This is a genomic window from Clostridium sp. AF22-10, assembly GCF_003478725.1.
Classification (GTDB): Bacteria; Bacillota; Clostridia; order Lachnospirales; family Lachnospiraceae; genus Otoolea; species Otoolea fessa.
Map to the genome: position 1 here is coordinate 94139 of NZ_QUFZ01000004.1, position 26693 is coordinate 120831.

Sequence of the window (26693 nt, forward strand, 5' to 3'; positions counted from 1 at the left end):
CTCCTTTTTATCTTCTTTCTTACGCATACAGCCCTTTCAGCGTCTCCACATCCATGGAAAGCTCCATATCTCCATCCGCCACACAGGCAACCACCGGAACGCCCGTGTAATATTCACACATTTTCCGGTTATCCTCATGAAGCAGATTTCCCGCCTCATAATGGTTGAAAATAATTCCCTTCAGGGCAATTCCCTGTTGTTTCAGATAATAGGCAGTAAGCCCCACGCCATTGATCGTCCCAAGCCCCGCATCTGCAATCAGCAGGCATCCAAGCCCGCACGCTTTTACTACTTCTGGAAGACGGATATCCGCCTCGTCTATGCAGAGTGGACAGAGAATTCCGCCGCTTCCTTCCATCGTCACATACTCATATTTTTCACAGACTTTGTGAAAATCTTCCAGCACCCGTTCCATCTGGACCGGGTTGCCCTCCAGACGGGATGCCAGATGCGGCGATACCGCCGTCTCGTACACATACGGACACATTTCCTCAAGCGGCTGCCCGATTCCCGACATTGTTTTTACCTGCAGGGCATCTCCTGGAATCAGGCTTCCATCCGCACGCCGCTCATTGCCGCTCATTGCCGCTTTATAATACGCCGCATTCACGCCGCTCTCCCGCAGTTTTTTCACAATCAATCCTGTCACATACGTTTTTCCAATATCCGTTCCCGTACCTGTTATAAAAATCCCCTTGCTCATCTTTTATCCAAGTCTCCCTCCCTGAATCAGCGGAATCATCCGTTTTCCTATGATGGCAGCCACAATACAGAGCACGATATCGCCCGGAACTGCCAGAACAAAGCAATATAAAAACAGCGCTCCTACGCGATCGGCGAATTCAGATAGAAATTGCTGATCACGTAGTAATAAATCATTCCAAATGCATAGACAATAAAAAGTCCCAGAAAATTAGCTCCCAGCAGGCGCCGGTAACTCGGATGCGTCTTGGCATTGGCAATCTTACCATTCACATACGCCGCAACCGCAAATCCAATGATATATCCAAAACTCGGCTGGAAAATATATCCCGGTCCGCCGCCCTGAGTGAAAACCGGAAGTCCAATTAAACCTAATACGATATAAACCACAACCGCCAGCGCCCCGTTGACCGGACCTAAAAGCAGACCTGCCAGCATCGTAAATAAAAACTGCAATGTAAATGGAACCACCGGAACCGGTATCTTGATAAATGCTCCCACTGCAATCAGTGCGACAAACATCGCACACAAAACTAAATCTTTTGTCTTCATGTGTTTCAAACCTTTTTCCTCCTTGGGTATCTGAATGATTTCAGGCATCCGAAGCCATTCTATTCTCGCACATGTACATAAATTTCTCTCCGCAACCCCTGTTCCAACCATCTAAAACAGCAGCGGCCGTTCCAGATCCCGGGTAGTCGAAACAGATGCAGAACTGATTGCAAGCATAACATAGCCTTTTTCTATTGTCAACCTATTATTTTTATATAGTTAACAATTAGTTTTTTATCTGTTTTTATCTCTTTCCTTCCCATAATCTTGTTTCTTATATCCCTTGATATACATACGTTTCCCGTCCGTCCACACATTCACCGCCCCCGAATCCGCCGTTCTCCAGATCTCCGTCCCCGTCTGTTCCAGACGTTCCACCGCCTCCGGCGCCGGATGCCCGTAAGTATTTCCCTCTCCATAAGAGAGCACCGTGAAAGCTGGGGAAAAGCACTCCAAAAACTCCTCTGAGGAAGAACCGTTCGAACCATGGTGTGCAGCTTTTAACAGTGTCACCTTTTCCCCCTTTTTGTCCTCTTCCATCGCCAGAATTTCTCTTTCGTCCTCCACTCCAATATCTCCAGTCAGAAGCATACTAAACTTTCCATACGTGACATCAAACACCAGTGAATGACTATTTCGCTCCTCGGCCGGCTTTTCCCCCGCCTCCGGGTACAGGCACCGAAGCGCCAGGCTTTTCGCCCGCACCGTTTCTCCCCGATGCAGATAATAGACTTCCGCCCCCCGTTTTCTGGCAAGAGTTTCCATTTTTTTATATGCCTCCTGTCCTTTTCCCGCCGCCGGAAGTGCCAGATTCCGCACCCGGATATCTGCCTCCTCCTTCAAAAGCCATTCGATCCCGTTCGTGTGATCCGCATCCGCATGGCTGACCAGAATCCAGTCCAGCGTGCGGATTCCCTGACTTTTCAAAAATGGTTCCAGCACATTTTTCCCGATTTTTTTATCCTGGCTGCTGCCACAGTCCGAAAGAATTGCCTCATCCTGCGTCCGCAGAAAGACGCCGTCGCCCTGTCCTACATCGAGAAACCAGATCTGAAAGCCATGAACAGGCTGAACTACTAAAAAGACTACTGCCACAGCAATAAACACACTATTTTTTCCCTGTGCATTCCAGTCTTTTGGAAACCGAAAAATCCCTTTTCTCCCTAAATTATCTCTTGCTTCTCCCACACTCCATACATATCGAATCCCCAGCGCCACATAAAACACCCCTATTTTCCACATTTCCGGGCGTCCTGCCACGATGGAATGAAACGGCACGCGTTCCACCTGGATGCAAAGCCATTCATACAACTGAAAAATATAATGCCCCGGACCCGTACATGCACTTGCCGCTATTCTGAATATTTCTGGTATTTCTGATATTCCCGATGCCGCACCTCCAAAAGCCGAAAGTACTCCCGCAATGCTGCTGCCTCCGCCCATCCCCCCAATTTTTCCTCCTACAAACGCTATACTGTAAATTCCAAGCGCCAGCAGACCGCTTCCGGCTGCATACGTGAGAAGCGGTATCACGATCAGATTCAGAAAAATTCCCAACATCGGAAATGTAAAATAGTGATACAGCTGAATCGGCATCGTATAAAGCTGAATTGCCGAGCTGAGCATGAATGTTTCATATCCTTTCTTTTTTTCTTTCTCTTGTTCCTCCTCTTCCCGCTCTTTTCTCTTTTTTCCCACTTTCCGCAGCCGCTCCGTCTCCAGCCCAATCGCGGCAACCGCGCCATAGGAAAGCTGCAATCCCGCCGAAAAGAGCAGATACGGCGACTGCCACGCCTGTAAAATCAAAGATAGCGACAGCGCACTCAGCAGATCGTAACTCCGCCCCAGATATGCCGCCAGACAGGACACCTCTACCATAAATACCGCCCGGAATACCGATGCTCCAAATCCGGTTACTAAACCATAAAAGGTAAGAAGCGCTGAAGCACCCAGCCCCGCCCATCCATACGATATGCCCCAAAAACGCAGTGCGCTGTAAACGCTCATGCCAATCAAAGAGACATGAAGCCCGCTGACTGCCAGAATATGTGCAATCCCATTATCCTGAAACCGTTCGCGCAGCTCTTCCGATAACCCGGATTTATCCCCCAGCAAAATTGCCTGGAAAATCCCTGCATCTTCTGGAACACAGATTTCCTGAAAAACAGCCGTCGCGTACGCCCGGAAGCATTCTGCCTGACTTCGGAGAGGGGAACTTTTTCCTTCTGAAATAAAAATCCGATCCGCCGTTACCCGGTTTCTGATTCCTAGTCCCCGATAATACATCCGATACGAAAACTGCCCCGGATTGCGCGCTTCTTCCAGAAACTCAGCAGTTCCCGTCAGATGAATCTGACTTCCGCAGGGTGGCAGAACTTTTTCTTCATACTTCTCCAGTAAATCTCTTTTACACGATATCAGTACCTTTCTTACACTTTCATCCTCTACCTCCACCCCCGTCAAAATCATCGTACACCAGCCATTTTTTTCCGAAACAGAATCCAGTGTTCCAGATACCGCCACCTCTGCCGAACCGCCCTTCTGCGTTACCATCCGTTCCAGCACATCCGGGCGCATTTCCACCATCATCCGTCCCCATCCTGCCAGGAAACAGAAAAACAGCAGAAAGACACGGCACATCATCGGATCTTTCCAATTCCAGACGCGTTCTGCGTCTGTCTGAAAGTCCGAATCTACCCGTCCTTCTGCTGTTTTTATAACTGCAGGTGAAAAAGAATGTGCCTTGTGTTTCATAGGACACAATTTCCTATGAACACAAAAAGCGCTGCTGCAATTATAAAACACACCGTCATGCCCATCTGGTACGCTGCGACCTCTCCAAGTACGAAAGCCACCATCATCCACATTACCGGTCGTTTGATATTCAATTCCTCTTTTCTTGTATTCTACAAAACATCAACAAAATCCCATTGCTGCTCTCTTCCAAACATGGCATATACATTCTGTCTGACAGTTACTTCACAATATACTTCTCCTCTCTCTCCAGAGGCTGCACCAGCGAAATCACATTCCGGTACGTCACATCTGCCGAGCCATTGACCGTGATCTGTACTTTATTTACCGTCTGAAGCTCTGTCAGCGAATCGACGATCGCGTAAATCGGAATATACTCCGCCACATCGATATCCCCGGAAATAAAACTGCTATCCAAGTTGACATAGCAGGTATTATCTGTCAGTGATACGTTTAATACCTTTGTATTTTTCGGCATCACTGAAAGCCCGCCATTCTGGGAACCTGCCAGCAGCTGTTCCACTACCAGGCGTTCCAGCGACGTGTTCATACTGTGAAATACTTCCCGTTTTTCTGCCACCAGACCATCTTTTTCTTCATTGGCAAAATACAGGGTCAGCTCTACTTTTTCATACGAATTGACATCCGAAATACTGTCTACAAAATCACTTCCTGCGATCGCGCCCACCGGGTTTCCATGTGTGTCCAGGAGCGGCTGTCCCTCGCAATTAATGCTGATATAATCGACTCCCTTAACCTGTGTAAAGGTCTTTGCCAGCGCCGCCCGGCACAGAATCTCCCGCGACGCTTTCGTATTCATATATTCCTGATTAAAATTCAACGTCAGCACGTTATTGTCCCGGTTAATATCCAGGAATTCAACCTTATCGCTTAAAACTGCCTGATACTCCGGGTTTTCCGGTGCCGCAAGGATCTGCCCCGCCAGCTCCCCGATCAGGATCTCAGCGTCCGCCGTCTCCGTCTGATAGGAAACACTCGCCAGCCCCGTGCGCGTCGAATTGAGATAATAAATCTGATAGACGCCGTCCTCACCCGCCGTCGGATGCACCTCTTCTTTTTTTCGGCATCCGCTCAGAAGAAGCAGACATGCCAGGCAAAGGATCAGCCACAAACTTACGCTTCCTGCCCATTTTCCAGAGCTTTTTTTTCTTATTTTCTCCATTTATTATTTCCTGTTGTTATTTTGCAATCTATCTCACAATAGACATTGCCCTGACCGCACATTCGAACACTGCAACCCTCAAATACTGCAACATTCAAACACTGAAACATCCGAACACTGCAGCATTCAAACACCGAAATATTCGAACACCGCAGCACCAGCAACCCTCTCGAACCTCTAAACCGCCCAGAACCACGCTGTCTACGGAATATAATTCAACGGAATCCGCACCGTAAAGGTTGCTCCCTTGCCTTCTTCACTCTTTAGGCGGATCGCGCCCTGGTGAAGAAGAATAATATTCTTTGTGATCGCAAGCCCCAGCCCGGTACCGCCTGTCTCGCGTGAGCGCGCCTTATCTACACGGTAAAAACGCTCAAATACGCGCTCCTGGAATTCTTTCGGGATTCCCACGCCATTATCCTCTACCTTCACATAAAAGAACTTGTGGTCAGCATCCAGCGTCACCCAGACTTTTCCCTCTTCGCGGTTATACTTGATGGCATTTTCCACCAGGTTCGAAAGTGCCAGGCTCAACTTTACCTCGTCCACATCTGCCGATACTTCCCGCTTGCTCTCATACGTGATCTCAATGTTCCGCCGCTTCGCGATCGGGGTCAGACGTTTTAAAATCTGTTCCAGAAGACCATTGATCGAAGTCTGGGCAATATTCAGATCCGGCGATGATTTATCCATTTTGACTAACGTCAGCAGATCATCGATAATCTTGCCCTCGCGGTCAATCTCCGCCGAAATATCCTGCATAAACTCCTGATATAACTCCACCGGGGCGTTCTCCATCCCCATCAGAGAATCCGCCAGCACCCTTATCGAAGTCAGCGGTGTTTTCAGCTCATGCGACACGTTGGAAACAAACTCCTGACGCGACTGATCCAGGTTTTTCAGCTTCCGGATGGTCTGCATGACTGCCTCCGAAATGTCCCGCGTCTCCCGGTACGTTTTTACATCAATATCCTGATCCAGATTTCCCTCTGCCACCATATCGAGCTGCTGCTGCAGGCGGCGGAATGGTTTCAGCAGGCAAGCCGCCGCCAATAAATCTGCGATCAGAATAAAACAGAACATAACGAGCTGCAAAAATCCCGTCTTCTGCACAATTTTCTCCTGCAAAAGCGCCGAATTTTCCGTGGACGCCATCAGAAGAAGGACTCCCTGCACGCCTGCCGTATTTTTCCCATTTCCGGCTGCCACATCCGAATCGATCGGCGCTGCATCCGTGCTTTTTGCCTGAATCGGCTGCGCTACATAGAAATACTTTTTCTTCTGGTTCAGATAGCTGGAAGTTTCCCCGTCAAATGCCTTTAACACATCCGATACAACCAGCGTTTTCCCTCTGGAAAGACCAAATGTGTCTTTCAAAATCTTAAAGCTGTCGTCCACCAGCACGATTCTTCCGTTCATCAGATCCGCCGTTGTACTAAGTTCCGCATCCAGCGCCGGATTGGGATTTCCCGACAGCAGTACATTGATATAATCACTGCTGCGTATCTTGTTTGCTAAAATCAGACACCGGTTCTGCGCTTCCGCCATCCGTTCTTCCACGTGGCTCTGGTAAAAATACCCCGATGTAAAACGAACCTGTACCAGAAGCGGAACCAGCGTCAGAATCAGAAAGGCGAGGAACAGAGGGATTCTCATCCCGATCGTGTGCTCCATCGCTTTCCATATCTTTCTTTTATGTTCTGCTATTCTTCTCATGTTCCTGTCCTGAACGATTACAATTCACGCGCTCTTACTTGGGTTGCTTAACTTCCTGACATTGGCTGTGAACTGTAACCCCGAAATGCTGCTCTGTAACTGCGTTTTTCACAACAACGATCCGATTTCAAGCTTCTTCGTTGCCGCAATCGCCAGCGCTCCCGGTCCGATATGGCAGGCTACACTTAAGGACAGCGGCTCTACACGGACTTCCGTCTCCGGGAAAAGTTCCCGAAGCTCGGCTGCCAGCTCCTGCGCCATCTCATCATTGTCGGTATGCGCTACATCAATATACGTTTTTTCTCCCGTCATATCATCAAACCGATTTTCCAGATCGCGGGTGATCGCCGTGATCATCATGGAACGCGCCTGTTTCATCGTCCGCGCCTTCGCAAATGCGTCCAGCTTCTCGCCCTGTATCGTCAGAACCGGTTTTAAACGGAGAAGTGTTCCGAGCGCTGCTGCCGCTGGTGTGATTCTACCGCCCTTTTTCAGATATTTTAATGTGTCAACCGTGATATAAATAGTTGAATCCAAACCTGTCTCTTCCAGCTTTTTGCAGATCGCCTCCGCGTCCATGCCGGCTGCCGCCATGTCAAGCGCATCCTGCACCGAACGGCGCTGGGTCACGGAAATCCTGTGATTATCCGCCACCTGTACTTTTCCGTCGAAATCATCTGCCAGCATCTTTGCCGTCTGGCAGGAGCTCGAAAGCCCGCTGGACATCGGGATGTGCACAACTGCATCGTATTCCTCCAAAAGTTTTTCCCAGAGATTTAAGATCGTCTCCGGGGACGGCTGGGATGTGCTCACATCGTGATCCCCGCTCAGATGCTCGTAAAATTCCTTCTGTGTCAAATTTATATCTTCCAGATACTCGGTTCCATCAATCATAAACGGCATCGGCAGGACATATACGCCCATCTCTTTCGCCTGTGCCTGTGTAATTCCGCTGTTGCTGTCTGTAACAACCGCTACCTTCATGCTTGTTTCCTCCTGTTTTCCCTGTGAATCTGCTGCCATCCCATTTTCCTTTCCGCATAACACTTTCTTTTCTAAAAATGTCTGCCCTGGAACAGCCTCCGAGCGGTTCACATAGATGATTTTATTTTATCCTATTTTCTTATGAAATGGAAGAGAGAAGTAACCAAAAACTGCCACAAAACAAGCCCCGACCATTTCTCTGTTCATGATCTTTTCTTGCTTTATGGCAGTTTTCCCGATTCTTATTGACGGTTATATTTATACTTTCCTAATATATTCGAAAATTCTCCCTATTTCACCAACAGCGACTCTCCCGTCATCTCCTTCGGCTTCTCAAGTCCCATCAGTTCAATCAGCGTCGGCACAATATCGCAGAGGCGTCCGCCCTCGCGCAGCTTGTACGCCGGGTCAGCGCCGACCAGGATAAACGGTACCTGATTGGTCGTATGAGCGGTCCACGGCTCGCCGGTTGCCTCATCGACCATCACCTCTGCATTACCGTGATCGGCGCAGATAAAGAGAACGCCTCCGGCTGCTTGATGGCTTCAACTGCACGTCCTACGCAGGCATCGACAGTCTCAATCGCCTTGATCGCAGCCGACTCCACGCCCGTGTGACCTACCATATCCGGGTTTGCAAAATTGATGATAATGACATCATATTTGCCGGACTCAATCGCCTCCACCAGCTTATCGCACACGATCGGTGCGCTCATCTCCGGTTTCAGGTCGTAGGTCGGGACCTCCTTCGGAGACGGAACCAGAATGCGGTCCTCGCCCTCGTTCGGCTCTTCCACGCCGCCATTGAAGAAAAATGTTACGTGTGCATATTTCTCGGTCTCGGCGATACGTGCCTGCGTCATATGGTGCGCAGCCAGGAACTCTCCAAACGTGTTCTTAATCTCTTCCTTCTTGAACGCAATCAGCTTGTTCCCGATCGTCTCATCGTAATCGGTAAAGCATACAAACGTCAGGTCAAGCTTCTTCTCTCTCGCAAATCCGGTAAATCCCTCATCGCAGAATGCGCGGGTGATCTCTCTTGCACGGTCCGGACGGAAGTTGAAGAAAATGACGGAATCGCCATCCTGAATCGTTGCAATCGGCTTTCCGTCCTTCTCTACATAGAACGGTACGACGAACTCATCGTTTACCTCTTTATCATAGGATGCCTGAATGCCTGCACACGCACTTTCTGCCTTCTCACCCTCTGCCTTTGTCAGCACATCGTAAGCTTTCTGGACACGATCCCAGTTTTTATCACGGTCCATCGCATAGTAGCGTCCCATCACGGAAGCCACCTCGCCGATGCCAAGCTGCTGCATCTTCTTCTCTAATTCTGCTACGAACTCCTTGCCGGAGGTCGGCGGTGTATCACGTCCGTCCAGGAAACAGTGCACATACACTTTTTTAAGTCCCTGACGTTTTGCGAACTCCAGAAGTCCGAATAAATGGGTCAGATGGCTGTGAACGCCGCCGTCTGATACCAGTCCAAACAGATGCAGGGCGGAATCATTTTTCTTGCAGGTGTCTGCGGCTGCCAGAAATTCCGGATTTTCAAAGAAATCGCCATCCTCGATTGATTTCGTGATACGGGTCAGCTCCTGGTACACGATACGTCCGGCACCCATATTTAAATGTCCAACCTCCGAGTTACCCATCTGTCCGTCCGGCAGACCGACCGCCAGACCGCTGGCATTGCCGCGCACAAACGGGCACTGGCTCATCAGCTGATCCATGATCGGTGTCTTTGCCTCACACACGGCATTGTGCTCACAGGTATCTCTCATGCCGTATCCATCGAGAATCATTAATACGGTTGGCTTTTTTTTCATCTCTTTCTTCTTCCTTTCCTTCCATGAAATGAACCGTTTTTTCTGAAACAACCGGATGAACCAACAATTTTGATTGTTTCAGGTCAAAACCTTCACCTTCTTTTTTTACTGGCAAAAAGGGGACTGCCACGCCTCACACGTGCGACAGCCCCCTTTTACCCATCTCTTATTTATAATTTACAATCTTTCCAAAATCTGCCTTTAAGGATGCGCCGCCTACCAGACCGCCATCGATATCCGGCTGTGCAAACAGCTCCGGAGCCGATGCTGCAGATACAGAACCGCCGTACTGGATGCGGATCGCCTCTGCGGTCGCCTCATCGTACACTTCCTTGATACACGCACGGATCGCGCCGCACACTTCCTCAGCCTGCTCGGTGGTCGCTACCTTGCCGGTACCGATCGCCCAGATTGGCTCGTATGCAATCACAGCTGTCTTTGCCTGCTCTGCGGTCACATTCTGGAATGCGATCTTGATCTGCTGGCGGATCCAGTCAAGCGTGATGCCCTGCTCTCTCTGGGTCAGAGTCTCGCCGCAGCAAATGATCGGGGTCAGACCGTGCTCAAATGCTTTCAGTACCTTCTTATTGACCGTCTCATCGGTCTCTGCAAAGTATTCTCTGCGCTCGGAATGTCCGATAATCACGTATTTAACGCCTGCATCGGTCAGCATATTCGGGGAAATCTCGCCGGTGTAAGCACCTTTCTCCTCGAAATACATATTTTCAGCGCCGACTGCGATGTTGGTTCCCTCGCACGCTTTTACAACCGGGATAATATCAATCGCCGGTACGCAGAATACAACGTCTACATCTTCCGAAACAACGAGCGGCTTCAGAAGCTCTACCAGAGCTACTGCCTCCGACGGCGTCATGTTCATTTTCCAGTTGCCTGCTACGATCTTTCTTCTAGCCATGACTATTCTATTCCTCTTTTCTATTTATTTATCATTCGCTGCCGCTACGCCCGGAAGCTCTTTTCCCTCTAAGAATTCCAGGGAAGCGCCACCGCCGGTAGAAATATGGGTCATCTTGTCGCCAAATCCAAGCTGGTTGACCGCTGCTGCAGAATCGCCGCCGCCGATGATCGTGGTCGCTTCGGTGTCTGCCAGTGCTTTTGCAACTGCGATTGTACCCTGTGCCAGAGTCGGGTTCTCAAATACACCCATCGGTCCGTTCCATACAACTGTCTTAGCAGATTTTACGGTGTCTGCATACAGCTTTGCAGTTTCCGGTCCTATGTCAAGTCCCATCGTATCAGCCGGGATAGCGTCAACCGATACATTCTGTACCTCGATCGGTGCATCGATCGGATCCGGGAAGGATGCTGCTACAGCTGCATCAACCGGAAGAAGCAGTTTCTTGCCAAGCTTCGCCGCCTTCTCTACCATCTCACGGCAATAATCTAACTTTGTATCATCGACTAAGGATTTTCCAATCTCCTTGCCCTGTGCTTTTAAGAAGGTAAATGCCATGCCGCCGCCGATGATCAGCGTGTCGCACTTCTCCAGCAGGTTGGAGATAACGTTTAATTTATCGGCTACCTTCGCGCCGCCTAAAATGGCAACGAACGGGCGGACCGGGTTATCTACTGCATTTCCAAGGAAATCTATCTCTTTCTGCATCAGGTAACCAACTACTGCGGTGTCCACATACTGGGTCACGCCTACGTTTGAGCAGTGTGCGCGGTGTGCAGTACCAAATGCATCGTCCACATAGACATCACACAGGGATGCCAGATCCTTGCTGAACGCCTCACCGTTCTTGGTTTCCTCGGCACGGTAACGGGTGTTCTCAAGCAGAACAACCTCGCCATCCTTCATCGCCTCAACGGCTGCCTTTGCGTTCGCTCCAACCACTTCCGGATCGGCTGCAAATTTCACTTCCTGTCCCAGAAGTTCAGACAGACGAACGGCTACCGGTGCCAGAGACAGCTCCGGCTTCGGCTCTCCCTTCGGTTTGCCAAGATGGGAGCAGAGAATTACCTTTCCGCCGTCCGCAATCAGTTTTTTGATCGTCGGAAGCGCTGCCACCAGACGGTTTTCATCGGTGATCTTTCCTTCTTTTAACGGTACGTTGAAATCACAGCGTACCAGAACGCGTTTGCCCTTTACATTGATATCATCCACGGATTTTTTATTCAGCATATCCTGTCTCCTTTACATTATAAAAGAATAAAAAACAGGTCCGGTCCCGACCGAGGACCGGACCCATCTTGAATCCTTATGATTTTCTATCGAATCGATAAAATTATGCCAGCTCTGCGAAGTATTTGATTGTACGAACCATCTGGCTTGTGTAGGAGTTCTCGTTGTCATACCAGGAAACAACCTGTACCTGATATAAGTCATCACCGATCGGAGATACCATAGTCTGTGTAGAATCAAACAGGGAACCATAGCGGATACCTACGATATCGGAAGAAACGATCTCATCCTCGTTGTAGCCGAAGGACTCAGTCTGAGCTGCCTTCATAGCCTCGTTGATAGCTTCCTTAGTAACGTCAGCTTTCTTAACAACGGCTGTCAGAATAGTAGTGGAACCAGTCGGAACCGGAACACGCTGTGCGGAACCGATGAGCTTGCCGTTTAATTCCGGAATAACCAGACCGATCGCTTTTGCAGCACCGGTGGAGTTCGGAACGATGTTGACAGCGCCTGCTCTTGCTCTTCTTAAATCGCCTTTTCTGTGCGGTCCGTCCAGAATCATCTGATCGCCTGTGTAAGCGTGGATGGTGGACATGATACCGGACTGAATCGGAGCATAATCGTTTAATGCCTTAGCCATCGGAGCCAGGCAGTTAGTTGTACAGGATGCTGCGGAGATAATCTTATCTTCCGGTTTCAGTGTCTTGTGGTTTACATTGTATACGATAGTCGGAAGGTCATTGCCTGCCGGTGCGGAGATAACGACTTTCTTAGCGCCTGCATCGATATGTGCCTGTGCTTTTGCCTTGGATGTATAGAATCCGGTACACTCCAGAACTACGTCTACACCAATCTCGCCCCACGGAAGTTCAGCAGCGTTTGCCTTTGCGTAGATAGTAATCTTCTTGCCATCTACTACAATATAATCTTCGCCAGCTTCTACCGTATGTCCATCGTATCTGCCCTGAGCAGAATCATACTTTAACAGGTGAGCTAACATTTTCGGATTTGTCAGATCGTTGATAGCTACGACTTCGTAACCCTCAGCGCCAAACATCTGTCTGAAAGCCAGACGACCAATACGACCAAAACCATTAATTGCAACTTTTACTGCCATGATCTCATTCCTCCTAGAAATTCATCTTCATGATTGTTAAATATTAATCAACCCTGTTTGTATTGTACCCAACTTTTCCTAAAATAGCAAGTGGTTTTTTGTAAATTTTGCAGCAAATATTCAGTATTTTCTCTCTTGCTGCGCACAACTTCGACGGATTGTCATACCTTAAATGGAATTTTGTGCTGGCAGCCTTAATTTTGCATAATTTTTTAACCAAATGCTCTAATTCGAACTATTCTCATTTTAATCGATCTCTTCTTGTTTTTCAACCTTTTTCCGTGGCTTCGCATTTGAATACGGCAAATTCCTGCTGCCACCACGTTTTCTTACGGCACTTTCGGTTCCAAAAGTGCCTACCCGTGAACAATAACCCGGCCACTTTGCAATTCGCCATCCAGCGCCTTGTAAACTTTCACACTTTCTTGCAGATCGTTTCTTTTTTTACTATAATAACTTTAATCATCGTTTTGGTTTACACATTTTGCAGACCGGATCAACTCATTTCCTACATCAAATAAATTCCGGAGGTTTTATATATGAAGATAAAGGAAGGAAAATCAGCGCTGGAACAGAATCTGTACCGATCCTTTCTGCTCCTTTCCGCTACCCTGGTGCTCATCTCACTTGGTTTTACTCTGTTTTTTGATATTTCCAGACAGCGAAAGGATATGGACAAACTGATCAGCGGTACTGCTTCTTATATTGCTGCAATTCCGGATGTCGCCGCCATGCTGGAAAACGGCTATCCTGATTCCACCGTGACCCGCGACCTGGATTCTCTTTCTTTGAATATACCAGATATCAATGTCATCCTCATCAGTGATAAAAACGGACTGCGCTTTTACCACACGAACCGTCTGAAAACCGGCGATTCCTACGTGGCAGGTGACGAGGACGCTATTCTGGCAGGAAGCGATCCATATATCACAACCGGCTACGGCACGCACGGCATGCAGCGGCGCGCCTTTCACGCAGTAAAAAACAGCAGCGGAGAGATCGTCGGTTTTGTAATGGTTTCCCTGTTCACCGCTACTCTGTCCGCCCAGCACCGCAGTCTGCTGTTCTTTTATATAATTATATTCCTGATCATGATGATCGTCAGCATTTCCCTGACGCACACAATGTTCTCCCTGCTGCGCGACTCCCTGTTGGGATATGACCCGGAAGAACTCGTCAATATTTATACCCGCCAGGATGAGGTCATGAATATGATCGACGAGGGACTTGCCGCAACCGATCTGGACGGCAGAATTCTCTTTGCCAACCAGAAAGTTTCCACAATACTCGGTCGTCCTGCAAACGACCCTCCGCTCACCCACTTAACGATTCAGGAATTGTTTCCACAGACCGCTTTCGATCAGGTCATAAAAACCGGCGAAAGTGTAACGCACGAGAGCATCAGCTTCGCCGGACGCCAGCTCATCGTCAAGGAGGTGCCGATCCATGGACGCGGTAAACAGGCGCGCGAGGTGTCCTGATCGTTTTATTTGACCGCACCGACCTCCTGCGTCTCTCCGACGAGCTTTCCGGCGCCCACAATATGTTGGACACGCTGCGCGCGTTCAACCATGAATTTTTAAATAAGCTGCACATCATTCTCGGCTACCTACAGACCGGGGAGATTCAGCAGGCGATGAATTTTATCACCAACAGCAGCCTTGTCTCCAGCCAGTCCGTCCGTGAGACAGCCAACTGCATCCGCGTTCCAAAGATCTGTGCGCTTGTGATCGGGAAAATGATGCACGCCGCCGAGCTTGGCATCCGCCTGCAGGTCAGCGCCGACAGCACCTGCCGCGACCATGATCTGCTGATCCCGGTGGAAGGATTTGTCACCATTCTCGGCAATCTGATGGAAAATGCCATTGAAGAGCTAAGCCACGATCACACCGCCAGTCCGGATGTCATTAACGCATCTGAAAGCCCGCGCGAGATCCACATCGGCATCTACTGCCGCCCAGACGTCAACATCATCACCTGCGAGGACACCGGGCACGGCATACAGCCACAGCTGCTCGATCATATTTTCGAAAAAGGTGTTTCCTCCAAGGGCGAGAACCGCGGAACCGGGCTTTTCCTAGTTCATGAGCTGGTGGAGGAGTACGGCGGAACCATCGATATCGACACAGAGCCTGGCGAGGGCACCTGCTTCACCCTGACATTTACCCGAAAGGAGACAGAATCTAATGTATAAAGTCATTATTATAGAAGATGATCCGATGGTTGCATCCATCAATAAACAGTATGTCGAGCTGACCTCCTCTTTTCACGTGGAGGCAACTTTCAAAAACGGCATCCTTGCCCTGCAGTATCTGCAGAACTGCACGGTTGACCTGATTATTCTCGACTACTACACGCCTCAGATGAACGGTGACGAATTTATCGACCAGCTCCACGCGGCTGGCATGACCCCTGCGATCATCATGGTAACCTCTGCCAACGACGCAGAGACCGTCCGCCGGCTTATTTCCCGCGGCGTCACCGATTATCTCGTCAAACCATTTGAATATGACCGTTTCAAAGCTGCCCTGGAACGATTTGCGAAACGTCAGGAGGAATTGAAAACATCGGCGTCCGCTTCTGACCTGGGACAGGCGGAGATCGACCGCCTCTTCTCCGTCCCGGATGTCTCCTCCCAGAGCGCTCCGCTGACAAAGGGCCTAAATGAACACACCCTTGGACTGATCCGTCTCTTTCTCTCCGAACATCCGGAGGAGGTCTGGTCCAGCGAACAGATTTCGGAACAGGTTCATTTGTCCCGTATTACAGTCCGGCGGTACTTAAATTACCTGGTTGAAACCAACGAACTGGTCAGCATGATCGATTACCAGACCGGTGGACGCCCTTCTATTAAATATAGATATTCCGTAACTGTTCAGTAGGTCTGCGCATTTACTGCGCTGACCGTACGAAAACATGGGCCAGCAGGCAAAAATCCCATTGCCGCAGGCAATTTTTAATGGATTTTTGCGCGTGACTGTGAAGGTACTGAACAGTTACGATATTCCGGAAAATAAGAGCCACTTCGTTTTCCAGCAATATACAGGTTTTTCCTGCCTTTTCGCGGCTACAGCTGTACAGATTCATCATAGAACCGTATCTATACTGCAGTCGCTTTCTTATAGTCATTTTTATTTACAATACTTACAAAACTGTATTTAAAATTACATAAATTGACTTCCCTTTTTCAATCTTATAAACTGCTTATAAAAGAAATAAACAAATTCTTAAAAAAGAATGGAGGGAAGTTCTATGTTAGAACACATTATGGGGTACTTTGGAACTTACACACCGGCAGCGGACGGTGCGATTGCTACATTCCAGTTCGAGTATCTGACCACACTTGGTTTCGCAGCCATCGTTATCTTCTTAGGACGCGCGATTGTCGCTCACAGCGCCCTGCTCAGAAAATATGCAATACCGGCCCCGGTTATTTCCGGTATCATCTTTTCTGTTGTTGTATCTATCATCAAGGGTTCCGGAATCATCGGTTTTTCCTTTGATGCAAAAATCGTGAAAGACTTATGCCAGAACTTATTCTTCCTGTGCGTAGGTTTCGGCTTCAGCTACAAGATGTTAAAGCATGCAGGCGGAAAGCTTTGTATCGCAATCGCAGTTGCAGCCTGTGTCCTGATTACCTTACAGGATGTCGTTGGTTACCTGGTAGGCAGCGCCATCGGTCTTCATCCGCTTCTGGCTCTGCAGTGTTCTTCCTCAGCTATGTCCGGCGGTGTTGGTACTGCTTCTGCATTTGGTCCTATCTTCGAGAACATGGGTGCTCCGGATGCAACCACAGTCGGTGTAGCAGCCGGTACTATGGGCAACATCATGGGTTCCTTAATCGGTGGCCCGGTTGCAGCTTTCCTGATTTCCCGTCACGGTCTGAAATCTGACCCGAACGACAGACCGGAATCCGCAAAAGCAGGTTCAGCAGCTGTTCTTAACAACACCCGTATGATCAAAGCATTTGCCCTGTCTCTGCTTGTAGCAGCACTTGGTATGCCGATCTACTGCCTGTTAGACAACATCCCAATGATCGAGATGCCGAAATTCATCGGCTGTCTGTTCGCAGGTGCTATCGCAAGAAACATCATGGATGCAGCTGGTATCGAATTCCCGGTTCCGGAGATCGACGCTATCGAGCATATGTTCCTGGAACTCTACCTGGCACTGGTTCTGATGACCATCGATATCACAAAGCTGGCTCCGGTAGCTGGTCAGATGGGTATCATCCTCCTTGCACAGGCTATCCTGATGGCACTCTTTGCAATCTTCGTATCCTTCAACGTATTTGGCCGCGATTACGGTGCAGCTGTTATGGCAGCTGGTAACTGTGGATGGGGCTGTGGTTCAGGTCCGAACGCAGTAGCAAACGAGAAAGCCGTTATGGATCAGTATGGATGGCACACCGTTGCTTGGGTTCTGTATCCGTCCTTCGCAGTTATCATCGACGATATTTACAACCCGATTTTCCTTTCCATCTTCTCCAGCCTGATTACAAAATAATCACTGAGACGAGATAGGAACACTTCATATAAGACATCTTTTATATAACAACATACCTAAAGCTCAATTGAAAATGTAACCTGAAAGAAGAGCGTCCGGTTCCCCCACATAAACCGGACGCTCTTTTTTGTTACTGTTCACGCATACGTGCCCAGTAACGGAATTTGCCGTGGCTTCGCATTTAAATACGGCAAATTCCTGCTGCCACCACGTTTTCTTACGGCACTTTCGGTTCCAAAAGTGCCTACCTGTGAACAGTTACATTTATATTTTCCTCTTCCTTGGTCTTGTCTTATCACTGTTTTTTATGTTATACTTTTATAGAGTTTTAATATTCTTTTAATCGCTAAGGCAGCATTCGACAGAACCGCTGCGTTTTTTTCTATATACTGATAAACTACGAAAAGGTGAGATCTATGAAAATAAAAAAACTGGTAAAATTGGCACCAATGATGCTTCTTACCTTCCTGCTCGGACTTTCCGGCTGTTCCGGCAGCACCTCCGCAGATGCGCGGGTCAACGACCATCCCAACGAAGCAGACGAAGAGCTGCACGTTCTGACCATCGGAACTGCCGACAGCGGCGGAACCATGTACCCGGTTGGCAGTGCCATCGCCTCTGTTTTAGCGGACATGATGAACAGCTCAAGGTCAATTTAAGCGCCTCCAACGGTTCCTACACGAACGTGGAAAATATCAAAAACGGACAATTTGATATGGGACTGGTCAGCGGCGATGTGGCATTTTCCGCCTATCAGGGAACGGACGAATTTTCCGGTCATCCGGTCGAATCCCTGCGGGCGATCGGGGCCGTCTATTCAAGCCTGTCCACCTGGATGGCGCCGGAATCCGAGCATATCTCCTACGTTCATGAACTCGCCGGACACCACATTGCCGTCGGACCAGAAGGATCCACCACGGAGCTTTCCGCCCGCACCGCTCTCAAGGCAGCCGGGCTCAATATTGCCAACACTGCCCTTGAAAACTACAGCTTCTCCGCCAGCGTGGACTCTGTCTTAAACGGTAAACTCGACGCCGTCCACAGCTTCGCCGGAATCCCGGTCCACAGCCTGACCGACCTGGCCAGCCAGACGCCCTGCCGCCTGCTGGAGTACACTGACGAAGAACTGCAAAAAATTCTTGCAGCCAGCCCCTTCTACGTCCGCGCCACCGTCCCAGCCGGTACCTATCCGGGACAAACCGAGACACTGAAAACCTTCGGAATCAAATGCCTTCTCTGCGTGGACGCATCCATGGACGAACAGCTGGTCTACACCATCACCAAGATTCTCGACGAATCCCGTGAAGAACTGATCAGCGCCCACCCCTCCTTAAGTAACTTATCTGATCCGGAATATATATGCAGCCAGCTTCCTATTCCGCTGCATCCGGGAGCTGAGAAATATTATACGGAACAGGGGCTGTTGAAAACAGAGTAACATGATAGCAAACAAAAACAGGTAACACCAAAACCTGGCGCATGGACGAATTTTCCTAAGACAAAAAACCAGGGCTGCAGCATTCCGCAGTCCTGGCTTTTTCGATGCCCGATTACCTGATTATTTTTACTTCCGGATCTCCCGCAGCAAATTCACCATCTCGATTGCTCCCATCGCGCAGTCAAATCCCTTATTTCCGCTCTTTGTTCCCGCTCTCTCGATCGCCTGCTCGATCGTATCCGTCGTCAGCACACCGAACATAACCGGCACGCTGCTTGCCAGAGAAACCTGTGCGATTCCTTTCGAAACCTCGCTGCACACATAATCATAATGGCTTGTGCTTCCACGGATAACTGCACCCACGCAGATCACCGCATCATACTTTCCGCACTTCGCCATCTCCGACGCAATCAGCGGAATCTCAAAAGCACCTGGAACCCACGCAACATCTACATCCTCCTCCGAGACATTGTGACGACGCAGCGCATCCTGCGCGCCTGCAACCAGTTTCGAGGTGATAAACTCATTGAATCGTGCCGCCACAATTCCGATCCTCATATTATTTTCCGCTACTACGTTTCCTTCAAATGTACGCATAAGTACCATCCTTTCCGACGATCTATTTTCGCCTGTCACTTTTTCTATTTAAAATTCAAAATATGTCCCATCCGCGCCTGCTTCGTTTTCAGGTAAAATCCATCATACGGCGTTGCCTCCATCTGAATCGGCACGCGCTCCTTGATTTCCATGCCAAAATCCGAAAGCTGATATACCTTATCCGGGTTATTGGTCAGAAGACGCAGCGTCTTGATTCCCAGATCCTTTAAAATCTGCGCCCCAATGTAGTATTCCCGCAGATCGCCCTTAAATCCCAGCGCCAGGTTCGCATCCAGCGTATCCATGCCGCCATCCTGCAGCTTGTAGGCGCGCAGCTTATTTAAAAGCCCGATGCCGCGTCCCTCCTGCCGCATATAAAGGAGAACGCCTCGTCCCTCTTTCTCAATCTGGGTCATCGCCGACGCAAGCTGCTGTCCGCAGTCACACCGCAGGGAACCAAATGCATCGCCGGTCAGGCACTCCGAATGCACGCGGCAGAGTACATCTTTCCCATCTCCGATATCGCCCTTGACGAGTGCCACATGGTGTTCTCCATTTAAGAGATTCAGGTAGCCATACGCGCGGAATTCGCCGTATTTCGTCGGCATCCGCGTCTCTGCCACACACTCGACCAGCTTTTCATGTCTCTTGCGGTACTCCTGCAGCTGTTTAATGGAAATCATCGCCAGACCCCATTGTTCTGCCATCGCAAATAATTCTTCCGACCGCATCATCGTTCCATCCTCGCGCATGATCTCGCAGCACAGACCGCATTCCGGCAGCCCTGCAAGCCGCATCAGGTCTACCGTCGCCTCTGTGTGACCGTTGCGCTCCAGAATGCCGTTTTTCTTCGCCATCAGCGGAAACATATGTCCCGGACGGCGGAAATCCTCCGGCTTTGTGTCCGGATCCACGCACGCGCGCGCCGTAATACCGCGCTCCTCGGCAGAAATACCGGTGGTCGTCGTTTTATGGTCGATCGATACGGTAAACGCCGTCTCATGGTTATCCGTGTTATCCATCACCATCTGTGGGAATTGCAGCTTCCGGCAGATTTCTGCGCTCATCGGCATACAGATTAAGCCCTTCGCATGCGTCGCCATGAAATTGACATTTTCTGTCGTGGCAAAACTTGCCGCGCAGATAAGATCGCCTTCGTTTTCGCGATCCTCGTCATCCGTAACCAGGATTAAATGTCCCTGTTTCAGCTCGTCCAGAGCCTTTTCAACTGTATCAAACTGCTTCATTGTTCTCCTCCTCTATTAAAATCCATATCGCTGCAGAAATTCTCTTGTCATGCCCTTTCCTGCCTTATCCTCTTCTTCTACTCCCATCAGCTTCGCCACATACTTTCCAATGCAGTCATTTTCCAGATTGACGATATCGCCTGCCCTCTTAAACGCAAGCGCTGTCTCCTGCAGTGTATGCGGGATGATGGAAACGGAAAATGATACGTGATCCACCCGTGCGACCGTCAGGCTGATTCCGTCGATCGCGATCGATCCTTTTTCCACAATCAGCCGCAGAATCGGTTCTGGGGCCTGAATCGTATACCAGACGGCATTTCCGTCCCGGCGCACATCCCGGATGGTTCCAGTTCCATCGATGTGACCGGAGACGATATGTCCGCCAAACCGTCCGCCCGCCAGCATCGCCCGCTCCAGATTGACCGGGCTTTTGACACCCAGCGCCCCCAGGGACGAACGGTTCAGCGTCTCATGCATTACATCCGCACAGAAATAATCTCTCCCAAATGACGTGACCGTCAGACACACACCGTTGACCGCAATGCTGTCGCCCAGATGAACATCCGAGAGCACCTTGGACGCAGCAACCGTCAGCCGTGCCGAGACTGCCTGGCGCTCAATCGCACGGATCCTTCCCACTTCCTCTATGATTCCTGTGAACATCTTTTCTCCTTTTCAAATCAGCGATTTTTTCCCGTTCTAACACCGCCTCATGCATCTTGACCGGACACCTCATATTCCAGCAGCAGATCCTCTCCCAGCCACACTGCCTCCGGCTTTTTAAGAAGAAATGCCTCCGGCGGCGCATCCACACCGGTTCCCCTCACCGGGGTCGGGGCGCCTGCCCCTCCGAAAATCTTCGGTGCAATGTAGGCCTGCACCCGGTTCACAAGCCCTGCCTTTAAAAACGACCATGCCAGCGTCCCGCCGCTCTCGACCATCACGCTGTCCACTTTTTCCTCGCCCAGCCGCTGCATCATCGCCTGCAAATCCAGTTCTCCCTCTTTTGCCGGGACACTTAAAACACGACAGCCGGCGTCCTCATATGCTTTCTTTCTTCCGGCATCCGATACCGCCGTCACAATCCAGGTCGGTGTCTCCCGCGCGGTCTGTACCACGGTCGATGAAAGCGGCGTCCGAAGCTTCGTATCTGCAATCACCCGGATCGGATTTTTCCCTCCCGGAATCCGGCAGGTCAGCTGCGGATTGTCCGCCAGCACCGTCGAAACGCCAGTCAGAATCGCCATATAACGCCCGCGGTCCTCATGCACCCGCTTCCGCGCCGCCTCGCCCGTGATCCACTGGGATTTACCCAACACCGTCGCTGTCTTTCCGTCGAGTGTCATCGCGTATTTCAGCACCGTAAACGGAAGTTTCGTCCGCATGAAATGGAAGAACACCTCATTCTGCCGTTCACACTCTCCGCGTAAAACTCCGGCCACCACTTCCAGCCCTTTTTCCCTCAGAAGCCGGATGCCGCGCCCTGCCACCACCGGATTCGGATCCGTGCAGCCGACAATCACGCGCTTCACCCCGGATGCCAGCACCGCTTCCGTACACGGCGGCTGTTTTCCGGTGTGACAGCAGGGTTCCAGCGTCACATACAAATCTGCTCCCGCCGTCTCTTCGCCTCGCTCTGCCGCATTCTTAAATGCCTCCCGTTCTGCATGAAGCTGTCCATATCGTGTATGATATCCCTCGCCGATGATGCGTCCATCCTTTACCAGCACCGCGCCGACCATCGGATTCGGATTGACCCATCCGTGCCCTTTTTCTGCCAGTGCTAACGCCTGCTTCATATATTCCCGATCCTGTAGCTGCTCACCGGGAACCTTTACATGGATTCGTTCCATCTTTTTCCCCACCTTTCTATCAAAAGAATGTGCCAAGCACATTCTCGCACCGAATGCGGTCGCCTGCGACATATTTCTGCTTCGCGCAAGTGTGCATCCTCACGGAGCGTTTTTTGTTTCATATGATACAATTTTCTATTGAAACAAAAAAGCCCTGAAATGTGAAATACTTTTATTTTCACATCTCAGGGCTTATAATTTCTATTTTATAATATCTTTCATGATATTAATTATCGTAAATATTTTTTTACATCCATTCTCGATGACTTTTCTCTCTCTTTTGCCATAGCGGTATATATCCGCCATATCCATCATCCGGGGGAGTGTATCTGGAAGCTTCCCGGCACCGCCGTTTTTATTTACGTTTTCTCTTCTTTCATCCAGACTATACAGTCGGTTTTGGAATTGCACCAAATCATGCGCCATGCGCTCGCGGACTTTACCGCCGGTCGGGAATTACACCCTGCCCTGAAGATATCGTTATTTTGTTGTCATTCATTATCTGTATTGCATTATAGATCCAGAGAATCCGTTTGTCAATCCATTATTTTTTTCATTTATTGATTGATGACAACGTTATCTGACACACATTTTCAGCCATTTTAAGCGCCGCTTCAAGTGTCTGCTTCCACTGCTTTCCCGTTCAATTTAGCGCGCTCTACACAGCGCCCCATAATGCGCCCAATCAAAAGAAGATACACGATCACCGACACCGTCGTTCCGCCGAAATCCGATACCACTTCTGCATAGAAAACATTTTCAACTCCCGCAAACACCGGAATCAGGAACACGCTGACCAGGTACAGCAGCTTCCGGAACATTGACAGCGAGATCGCCACCGACGGCACACCCATTCCGGTAAATCCATCTACGACCTCATACTGGACTGCCAGCGGAATAATCCCCATCGTGTAGACCCGGATCGCCCAGACAGTCAGTTCCACATAGGACTCATTGCGCGTAAAGAGATACACAAAATATTGCGCCAGCGTCCGGGAAAACAGGAACATGATGCTGCACTGCACCACCGCCAGCAATGTGATATACTTCTGTGCGCTCCGGATCCGATCCGGGCGTCCCGCGCCGAAATTGAATCCCAGGATCGCCCCCGTTCCCGATGTAATGCCTCCGAGCGGCATCGTCACGATCAGCATAAAGCTCTGCACGATTGTCGTACAGGTCAAAAGCATGTCCGCCTCCGCGCCGCCATACATCTGAATTACCGTATTGAGCGAAATGATCAGCACATTATCAAATGCGATGATCAAAAATGGCGACAGTCCCATCAGCGCAATCTTACAGACTGTCTTTACCTGCGGACATTCAAATTCAAGCCGCAGAAGCACGCGGTTTCCACGCAGAAAACGAAGGACAAAGACCGCCGACGCAAGCTGTGACAAAACCGTGGCAAACGCTGCCCCCGCCACGCCCATGTCAAGCACAAAAATAAACACCGGATCCAGCACAATATTCGTTACCGCGCCGAGCGCCACCGAAATCATTCCAATCCGCGCAAATCCCTGGCAGATAATAAACTGGTTCATTCCGATCGAAAGCAGTGCAAAGACCGTTCCCAGCAGATAGATCGTAAAATACGATTCCGCATACGGCAGAATCGCCTCACTCGCACCAAACCGCGTCAAAATTTCACGTTTAAACACAAACAAAACCAACGTCAGAACCGCCGACAACCCGACAATCATCCAGAAGCTGTTCGCCAGAATCTTTTTCGCTTTCTCATTCTGCCCCTCGCCCATACGGATGCTCATGAGCGGCGAGCCGCCCAGACCGACCAGATAGGCAAACGCGGAGATCAGCGTCACAATCGGTCCGCTGACGCCGACGCCCGCAAGCGCCGTCTCCCCGATCACCGGGATATTTCCAATATAGATTCGATCGACCACGCTGTAGAGCACATTGATAAACTGCGCCAGCATCGAAGGAATCGCCAGACGGAGCACCAGCCGCCGGATATCGTCCCGCCCCAAATCATTTTCTATCTTCATATGTACCCTACCTCCGTATGAAACCCGCCCTGCTGTTTTGTTTTCATGTTTTCTTAACTTTTCCTCCCAGAACTGGTTCCATGCGTGTTTCTTTCGCCAGAGTCTACTCCCTCTTCTGTCGTTACTGTTCACACACGTGTGCCCAGCAACGAGATTTTGCCGATGCTGCGCATTCCAAATCGGCAAAATCTGCTGCCAGAACTGTATCGTACGGAATTTTCAGTTCAGAAAATTCCTACCTGTGAACAGTTACCCTCTGTCCTTTATACCGTCTGCCCGCCAAAATGTCAATGAGATATTCCTGGTAAAAATTACCCTTTTTTTGTACAGTAAAAAGCGCGGCACTGCAAGCAGGTCCGGCGCTTTTTACCCAATATCGGTTGCTGGTTGTCAACCGATACCGAAAAGATCCCAGCAGAAAATCTTGGACAGTTCGTAACGGAGTGTAATGCATCAAGGAATTTCGAGTAACTTGATTTGTTTTTGTTCGTCTCCGTCCACGTTCTTCCGCGCGGGAATGATTTTCATCCGTTCAATAAGTTAATGCGCTGCATACGCATTTTATTGCACGTTAATCAAAAAAATTTTAAAAACTTTTTTTGATATAGACTATTTTATTATGAAAACCTGTTTTCGTCAAGTTTTCAGGGGTTAAATTATTACAAGTTGTTACAGGAAAATGTATTTGAGAACGAAGAGCACCGCCAGCACATACATAAGCGGAGTGATCTTCTTTGCTTTTCCTGCTGCCACATTCAAAAGCACATAAGAGATAATTCCCATGGAAATACCCTCGGAAATGCTGTAGAACAACGGCATGGCGATGATTGCCAGATATGCCGGGATTGCCTCGGTGATATTGTCCTCATCGAAACGAATTTCGGTTACAGTTCCCACCATCAGGAAGCCAACCATGATTAATGCCGGAGCCGTCGCAAAGGACGGGATCGCCGTAAAAATCGGTGCAAACAGGGTGGAAAGCAGGAACAGGAGTGCCGATACCAGGGCAGTCAGACCGGTACGTCCGCCGACTGCAACACCCGATGCAGACTCAACGAAGGTAGTCGTTGTGGAAGTACCTAATACCGCACCAAAGGAAGTTGCGATCGCATCTGCCATCAGCGCCGGACGGATACCCGGAAGACGACCTTCCTCGTCCAGCATGTCTGCCTTGGTTGCTACACCAATTAATGTACCAAGTGTATCAAAAATATCTACAAACAGGAATGAGAAAATAACTACGATAAAATTGATAATTCCAACTGCATCGAAGTCAACGGTAAAGCATTTACCAAATGTCTCTCCCAGTTTGGAGAAATCGGTGATTCCCAGGGTCGGGAACAGGGTGTAGAAACCATTCTCTACGTCCGGTGTGTAAATGCCGGTTACCTGGCACAGCATACCGAGAATCCAGGTTCCCAGAATGCCGTACAGAATCGCGCCCTTCACACGGTAGGTGTATAAAACCGCCATGATAAACAGACCGATCAGCGCCAGCAGCGCGCAAATACCCGCGGTATGGAAATTTTCCGGGAAGCTGATGATCGTTACCAGTGTGGAAGAGTCTACTGAAAGTCCCGCATTCTGAAGACCGATAAATGCGATGAACAGACCGATACCGACGGACACACCGCGCTTTAAAGTCAACGGAATCGCATTGAAGATCGCCTCGCGCACGTTTGTCAGAGACAGCACGATGAAGATCAGACCCTCTGCAAATACAGCCAGCAGTGCAACATGCCAGCTATAGCCATAGCCCGCGCACACCGTATACGCCATATACGCGTTGAGTCCCATGCCTGCGGACAGAACGAACGGCAGGTTCGCCATAAATGCCATGCAGGCAGTACCGATGAATGATGCCAGAGCCGTAGCCAGAAGCACCGCAGTCGGGTCCATGCCGGTCGATCCGAGGATGCTCGGATTGACTGCCAGAATGTACGCCATCGTCATAAAGGTCGTAATTCCAGCCATGACTTCCGTCTTTACGGTCGTCTGATGTTCGGATAGCTTAAATACTTTTTCAAACATCTTTTCTTCTCCTTGTGTTTTTCATTCTAT

General features: G+C 49.6%; 21 protein-coding genes, 2 pseudogenes and 1 riboswitch. Of the genes and pseudogenes, 6 read left to right on the forward strand and 17 right to left on the reverse strand.

Features of this window, described 5'->3' with window-relative positions; translation table 11 throughout:
* Positions 1-19: 19 nt before the first annotated feature.
* The 11 genes and pseudogenes from bioD to gap all read right to left on the reverse strand — a co-directional run bounded on the left by bioD (position 20) and on the right by gap (position 12985).
* The gene (gene bioD, locus DWX91_RS04180; protein WP_118471986.1) at positions 20-703 is read right to left on the reverse strand and encodes a dethiobiotin synthase; all 684 of its coding nucleotides are present in this window, start codon (positions 701-703) and stop codon (positions 20-22) included.
* Between the two features lie 3 nt (positions 704-706).
* Positions 707-1254, reverse strand: a pseudogene (locus tag DWX91_RS04185) (biotin transporter BioY).
* A 234-nt stretch (positions 1255-1488) separates the two neighbouring features.
* Positions 1489-4008 carry a ComEC/Rec2 family competence protein gene (locus DWX91_RS04190; RefSeq protein WP_118538353.1) on the reverse strand — a complete coding sequence of 840 codons (2520 nt, stop codon included), beginning with the start codon at positions 4006-4008 and terminating at the stop codon, positions 1489-1491.
* A gap of 220 nt (positions 4009-4228) precedes the next feature.
* Positions 4229-5191 (reverse strand): GerMN domain-containing protein, encoded by a 963-nt coding sequence (locus DWX91_RS04195; protein ID WP_107001067.1) that lies wholly within the window; start codon positions 5189-5191, stop codon positions 4229-4231.
* Positions 5192-5392: 201 nt separating this feature from the next.
* Positions 5393-6907 (reverse strand): sensor histidine kinase, encoded by a 1515-nt coding sequence (locus DWX91_RS04200; RefSeq protein ID WP_118538355.1) that lies wholly within the window; start codon positions 6905-6907, stop codon positions 5393-5395.
* A gap of 108 nt (positions 6908-7015) precedes the next feature.
* Complete coding sequence (locus tag DWX91_RS04205) at positions 7016-7891, reverse strand: DegV family protein (RefSeq protein ID WP_118472010.1); 876 nt, start codon at positions 7889-7891, stop codon at positions 7016-7018.
* Between the two features lie 290 nt (positions 7892-8181).
* A pseudogene (gene gpmI, locus DWX91_RS04210) lies at positions 8182-9722 on the reverse strand (2,3-bisphosphoglycerate-independent phosphoglycerate mutase).
* Positions 9661-9837: a hypothetical protein gene (locus tag DWX91_RS16915; protein ID WP_207664028.1), complete on the reverse strand. Its 177-nt coding sequence runs from the start codon at positions 9835-9837 to the stop codon at positions 9661-9663. The pseudogene gpmI and the gene DWX91_RS16915 overlap by 62 nt, the downstream one beginning before the upstream one ends.
* A gap of 51 nt (positions 9838-9888) precedes the next feature.
* Positions 9889-10638, reverse strand: a complete 750-nt coding sequence (gene tpiA, locus DWX91_RS17105; protein WP_022359187.1) for a triose-phosphate isomerase — start codon at positions 10636-10638, stop codon at positions 9889-9891.
* A gap of 24 nt (positions 10639-10662) precedes the next feature.
* A complete protein-coding gene (locus DWX91_RS17110) occupies positions 10663-11868 on the reverse strand; it encodes a phosphoglycerate kinase (protein WP_118471976.1) in 1206 nt (401 codons plus the stop codon).
* A gap of 103 nt (positions 11869-11971) precedes the next feature.
* A complete protein-coding gene (gene gap / locus DWX91_RS04225; RefSeq protein ID WP_022359484.1) occupies positions 11972-12985 on the reverse strand; it encodes a type I glyceraldehyde-3-phosphate dehydrogenase in 1014 nt (337 codons plus the stop codon).
* 539 nt (positions 12986-13524) lie between these two features.
* On the opposite strand from gap, the gene DWX91_RS17115 reads away from it, so the two are divergent.
* From DWX91_RS17115 to DWX91_RS04245, 6 genes are all read left to right on the forward strand, one after another.
* Positions 13525-14466 (forward strand): PAS domain-containing protein, encoded by a 942-nt coding sequence (locus DWX91_RS17115; RefSeq protein WP_243098962.1) that lies wholly within the window; start codon positions 13525-13527, stop codon positions 14464-14466.
* 62 nt (positions 14467-14528) lie between these two features.
* Positions 14529-15179: an ATP-binding protein gene (locus DWX91_RS17120; protein ID WP_243098963.1), complete on the forward strand. Its 651-nt coding sequence runs from the start codon at positions 14529-14531 to the stop codon at positions 15177-15179.
* Entirely contained in the window at positions 15172-15867 is a 696-nt protein-coding gene (locus tag DWX91_RS04235; RefSeq protein WP_118538357.1) for a response regulator, read from the forward strand. Before DWX91_RS17120 ends, DWX91_RS04235 begins: the two co-directional genes overlap by 8 nt.
* A gap of 370 nt (positions 15868-16237) precedes the next feature.
* Positions 16238-17491, forward strand: a complete 1254-nt coding sequence (locus DWX91_RS04240; protein WP_107001073.1) for a sodium/glutamate symporter — start codon at positions 16238-16240, stop codon at positions 17489-17491.
* 416 nt (positions 17492-17907) lie between these two features.
* A complete protein-coding gene (locus tag DWX91_RS17125) occupies positions 17908-18150 on the forward strand; it encodes a hypothetical protein (protein WP_243022575.1) in 243 nt (80 codons plus the stop codon).
* Positions 18151-18176: 26 nt separating this feature from the next.
* Positions 18177-18929, forward strand: a complete 753-nt coding sequence (locus tag DWX91_RS04245) for a TAXI family TRAP transporter solute-binding subunit (protein WP_243098964.1) — start codon at positions 18177-18179, stop codon at positions 18927-18929.
* Between the two features lie 126 nt (positions 18930-19055).
* On the opposite strand, the gene ribE is transcribed toward DWX91_RS04245, so the two are convergent.
* The 6 genes from ribE to DWX91_RS04275 form a co-directional block, all read right to left on the reverse strand.
* The gene (ribE, locus tag DWX91_RS04250; RefSeq protein ID WP_022359479.1) at positions 19056-19526 is read right to left on the reverse strand and encodes a 6,7-dimethyl-8-ribityllumazine synthase; all 471 of its coding nucleotides are present in this window, start codon (positions 19524-19526) and stop codon (positions 19056-19058) included.
* A gap of 44 nt (positions 19527-19570) precedes the next feature.
* On the reverse strand, positions 19571-20773 hold the full coding sequence (locus DWX91_RS04255) for a bifunctional 3,4-dihydroxy-2-butanone-4-phosphate synthase/GTP cyclohydrolase II (protein WP_107001076.1): 1203 nt from the start codon (positions 20771-20773) through the stop codon (positions 19571-19573).
* A gap of 15 nt (positions 20774-20788) precedes the next feature.
* Positions 20789-21436, reverse strand: coding sequence for a riboflavin synthase (locus DWX91_RS04260; RefSeq protein WP_118471970.1), 648 nt, complete (start codon positions 21434-21436; stop codon positions 20789-20791).
* A gap of 47 nt (positions 21437-21483) precedes the next feature.
* Entirely contained in the window at positions 21484-22626 is a 1143-nt protein-coding gene (ribD, locus tag DWX91_RS04265; RefSeq protein WP_118467254.1) for a bifunctional diaminohydroxyphosphoribosylaminopyrimidine deaminase/5-amino-6-(5-phosphoribosylamino)uracil reductase RibD, read from the reverse strand.
* Between the two features lie 364 nt (positions 22627-22990).
* Positions 22991-23106: riboswitch (FMN riboswitch) on the reverse strand.
* 134 nt (positions 23107-23240) lie between these two features.
* Positions 23241-24632 carry an MATE family efflux transporter gene (locus DWX91_RS04270; protein WP_118471968.1) on the reverse strand — a complete coding sequence of 464 codons (1392 nt, stop codon included), beginning with the start codon at positions 24630-24632 and terminating at the stop codon, positions 23241-23243.
* A 669-nt stretch (positions 24633-25301) separates the two neighbouring features.
* Positions 25302-26663, reverse strand: a complete 1362-nt coding sequence (locus DWX91_RS04275; RefSeq protein WP_022359656.1) for an NCS2 family permease — start codon at positions 26661-26663, stop codon at positions 25302-25304.
* Positions 26664-26693: the final 30 nt, after the last annotated feature.

Excerpts from the sequence above, each read along its gene's own strand:
- bioD (WP_118471986.1), bottom strand. The coding sequence starts at position 703 with ATGAGCAAGGGGATTTTTATAACAGGTACGGGAACGGATATTGGAAAA.
- DWX91_RS04190 (WP_118538353.1), bottom strand. The coding sequence starts at position 4,008 with ATGAAACACAAGGCACATTCTTTTTCACCTGCAGTTATAAAAACAGCA.
- DWX91_RS04195 (WP_107001067.1), bottom strand. The coding sequence starts at position 5,191 with ATGGAGAAAATAAGAAAAAAAAGCTCTGGAAAATGGGCAGGAAGCGTA.
- DWX91_RS04200 (WP_118538355.1), bottom strand. The coding sequence starts at position 6,907 with ATGAGAAGAATAGCAGAACATAAAAGAAAGATATGGAAAGCGATGGAG.
- DWX91_RS04205 (WP_118472010.1), bottom strand. The coding sequence starts at position 7,891 with ATGAAGGTAGCGGTTGTTACAGACAGCAACAGCGGAATTACACAGGCA.
- tpiA (WP_022359187.1), bottom strand. The coding sequence starts at position 10,638 with ATGGCTAGAAGAAAGATCGTAGCAGGCAACTGGAAAATGAACATGACG.
- DWX91_RS17110 (WP_118471976.1), bottom strand. The coding sequence starts at position 11,868 with ATGCTGAATAAAAAATCCGTGGATGATATCAATGTAAAGGGCAAACGC.
- gap (WP_022359484.1), bottom strand. The coding sequence starts at position 12,985 with ATGGCAGTAAAAGTTGCAATTAATGGTTTTGGTCGTATTGGTCGTCTG.
- DWX91_RS17115 (WP_243098962.1), top strand. The coding sequence starts at position 13,525 with ATGAAGATAAAGGAAGGAAAATCAGCGCTGGAACAGAATCTGTACCGA.
- DWX91_RS17120 (WP_243098963.1), top strand. The coding sequence starts at position 14,529 with ATGTTGGACACGCTGCGCGCGTTCAACCATGAATTTTTAAATAAGCTG.
- DWX91_RS04235 (WP_118538357.1), top strand. The coding sequence starts at position 15,172 with ATGTATAAAGTCATTATTATAGAAGATGATCCGATGGTTGCATCCATC.
- DWX91_RS04240 (WP_107001073.1), top strand. The coding sequence starts at position 16,238 with ATGTTAGAACACATTATGGGGTACTTTGGAACTTACACACCGGCAGCG.
- DWX91_RS17125 (WP_243022575.1), top strand. The coding sequence starts at position 17,908 with ATGAAAATAAAAAAACTGGTAAAATTGGCACCAATGATGCTTCTTACC.
- ribE (WP_022359479.1), bottom strand. The coding sequence starts at position 19,526 with ATGCGTACATTTGAAGGAAACGTAGTAGCGGAAAATAATATGAGGATC.
- DWX91_RS04255 (WP_107001076.1), bottom strand. The coding sequence starts at position 20,773 with ATGAAGCAGTTTGATACAGTTGAAAAGGCTCTGGACGAGCTGAAACAG.
- DWX91_RS04260 (WP_118471970.1), bottom strand. The coding sequence starts at position 21,436 with ATGTTCACAGGAATCATAGAGGAAGTGGGAAGGATCCGTGCGATTGAG.
- ribD (WP_118467254.1), bottom strand. The coding sequence starts at position 22,626 with ATGGAACGAATCCATGTAAAGGTTCCCGGTGAGCAGCTACAGGATCGG.
- DWX91_RS04270 (WP_118471968.1), bottom strand. The coding sequence starts at position 24,632 with ATGAAGATAGAAAATGATTTGGGGCGGGACGATATCCGGCGGCTGGTG.
- DWX91_RS04275 (WP_022359656.1), bottom strand. The coding sequence starts at position 26,663 with ATGTTTGAAAAAGTATTTAAGCTATCCGAACATCAGACGACCGTAAAG.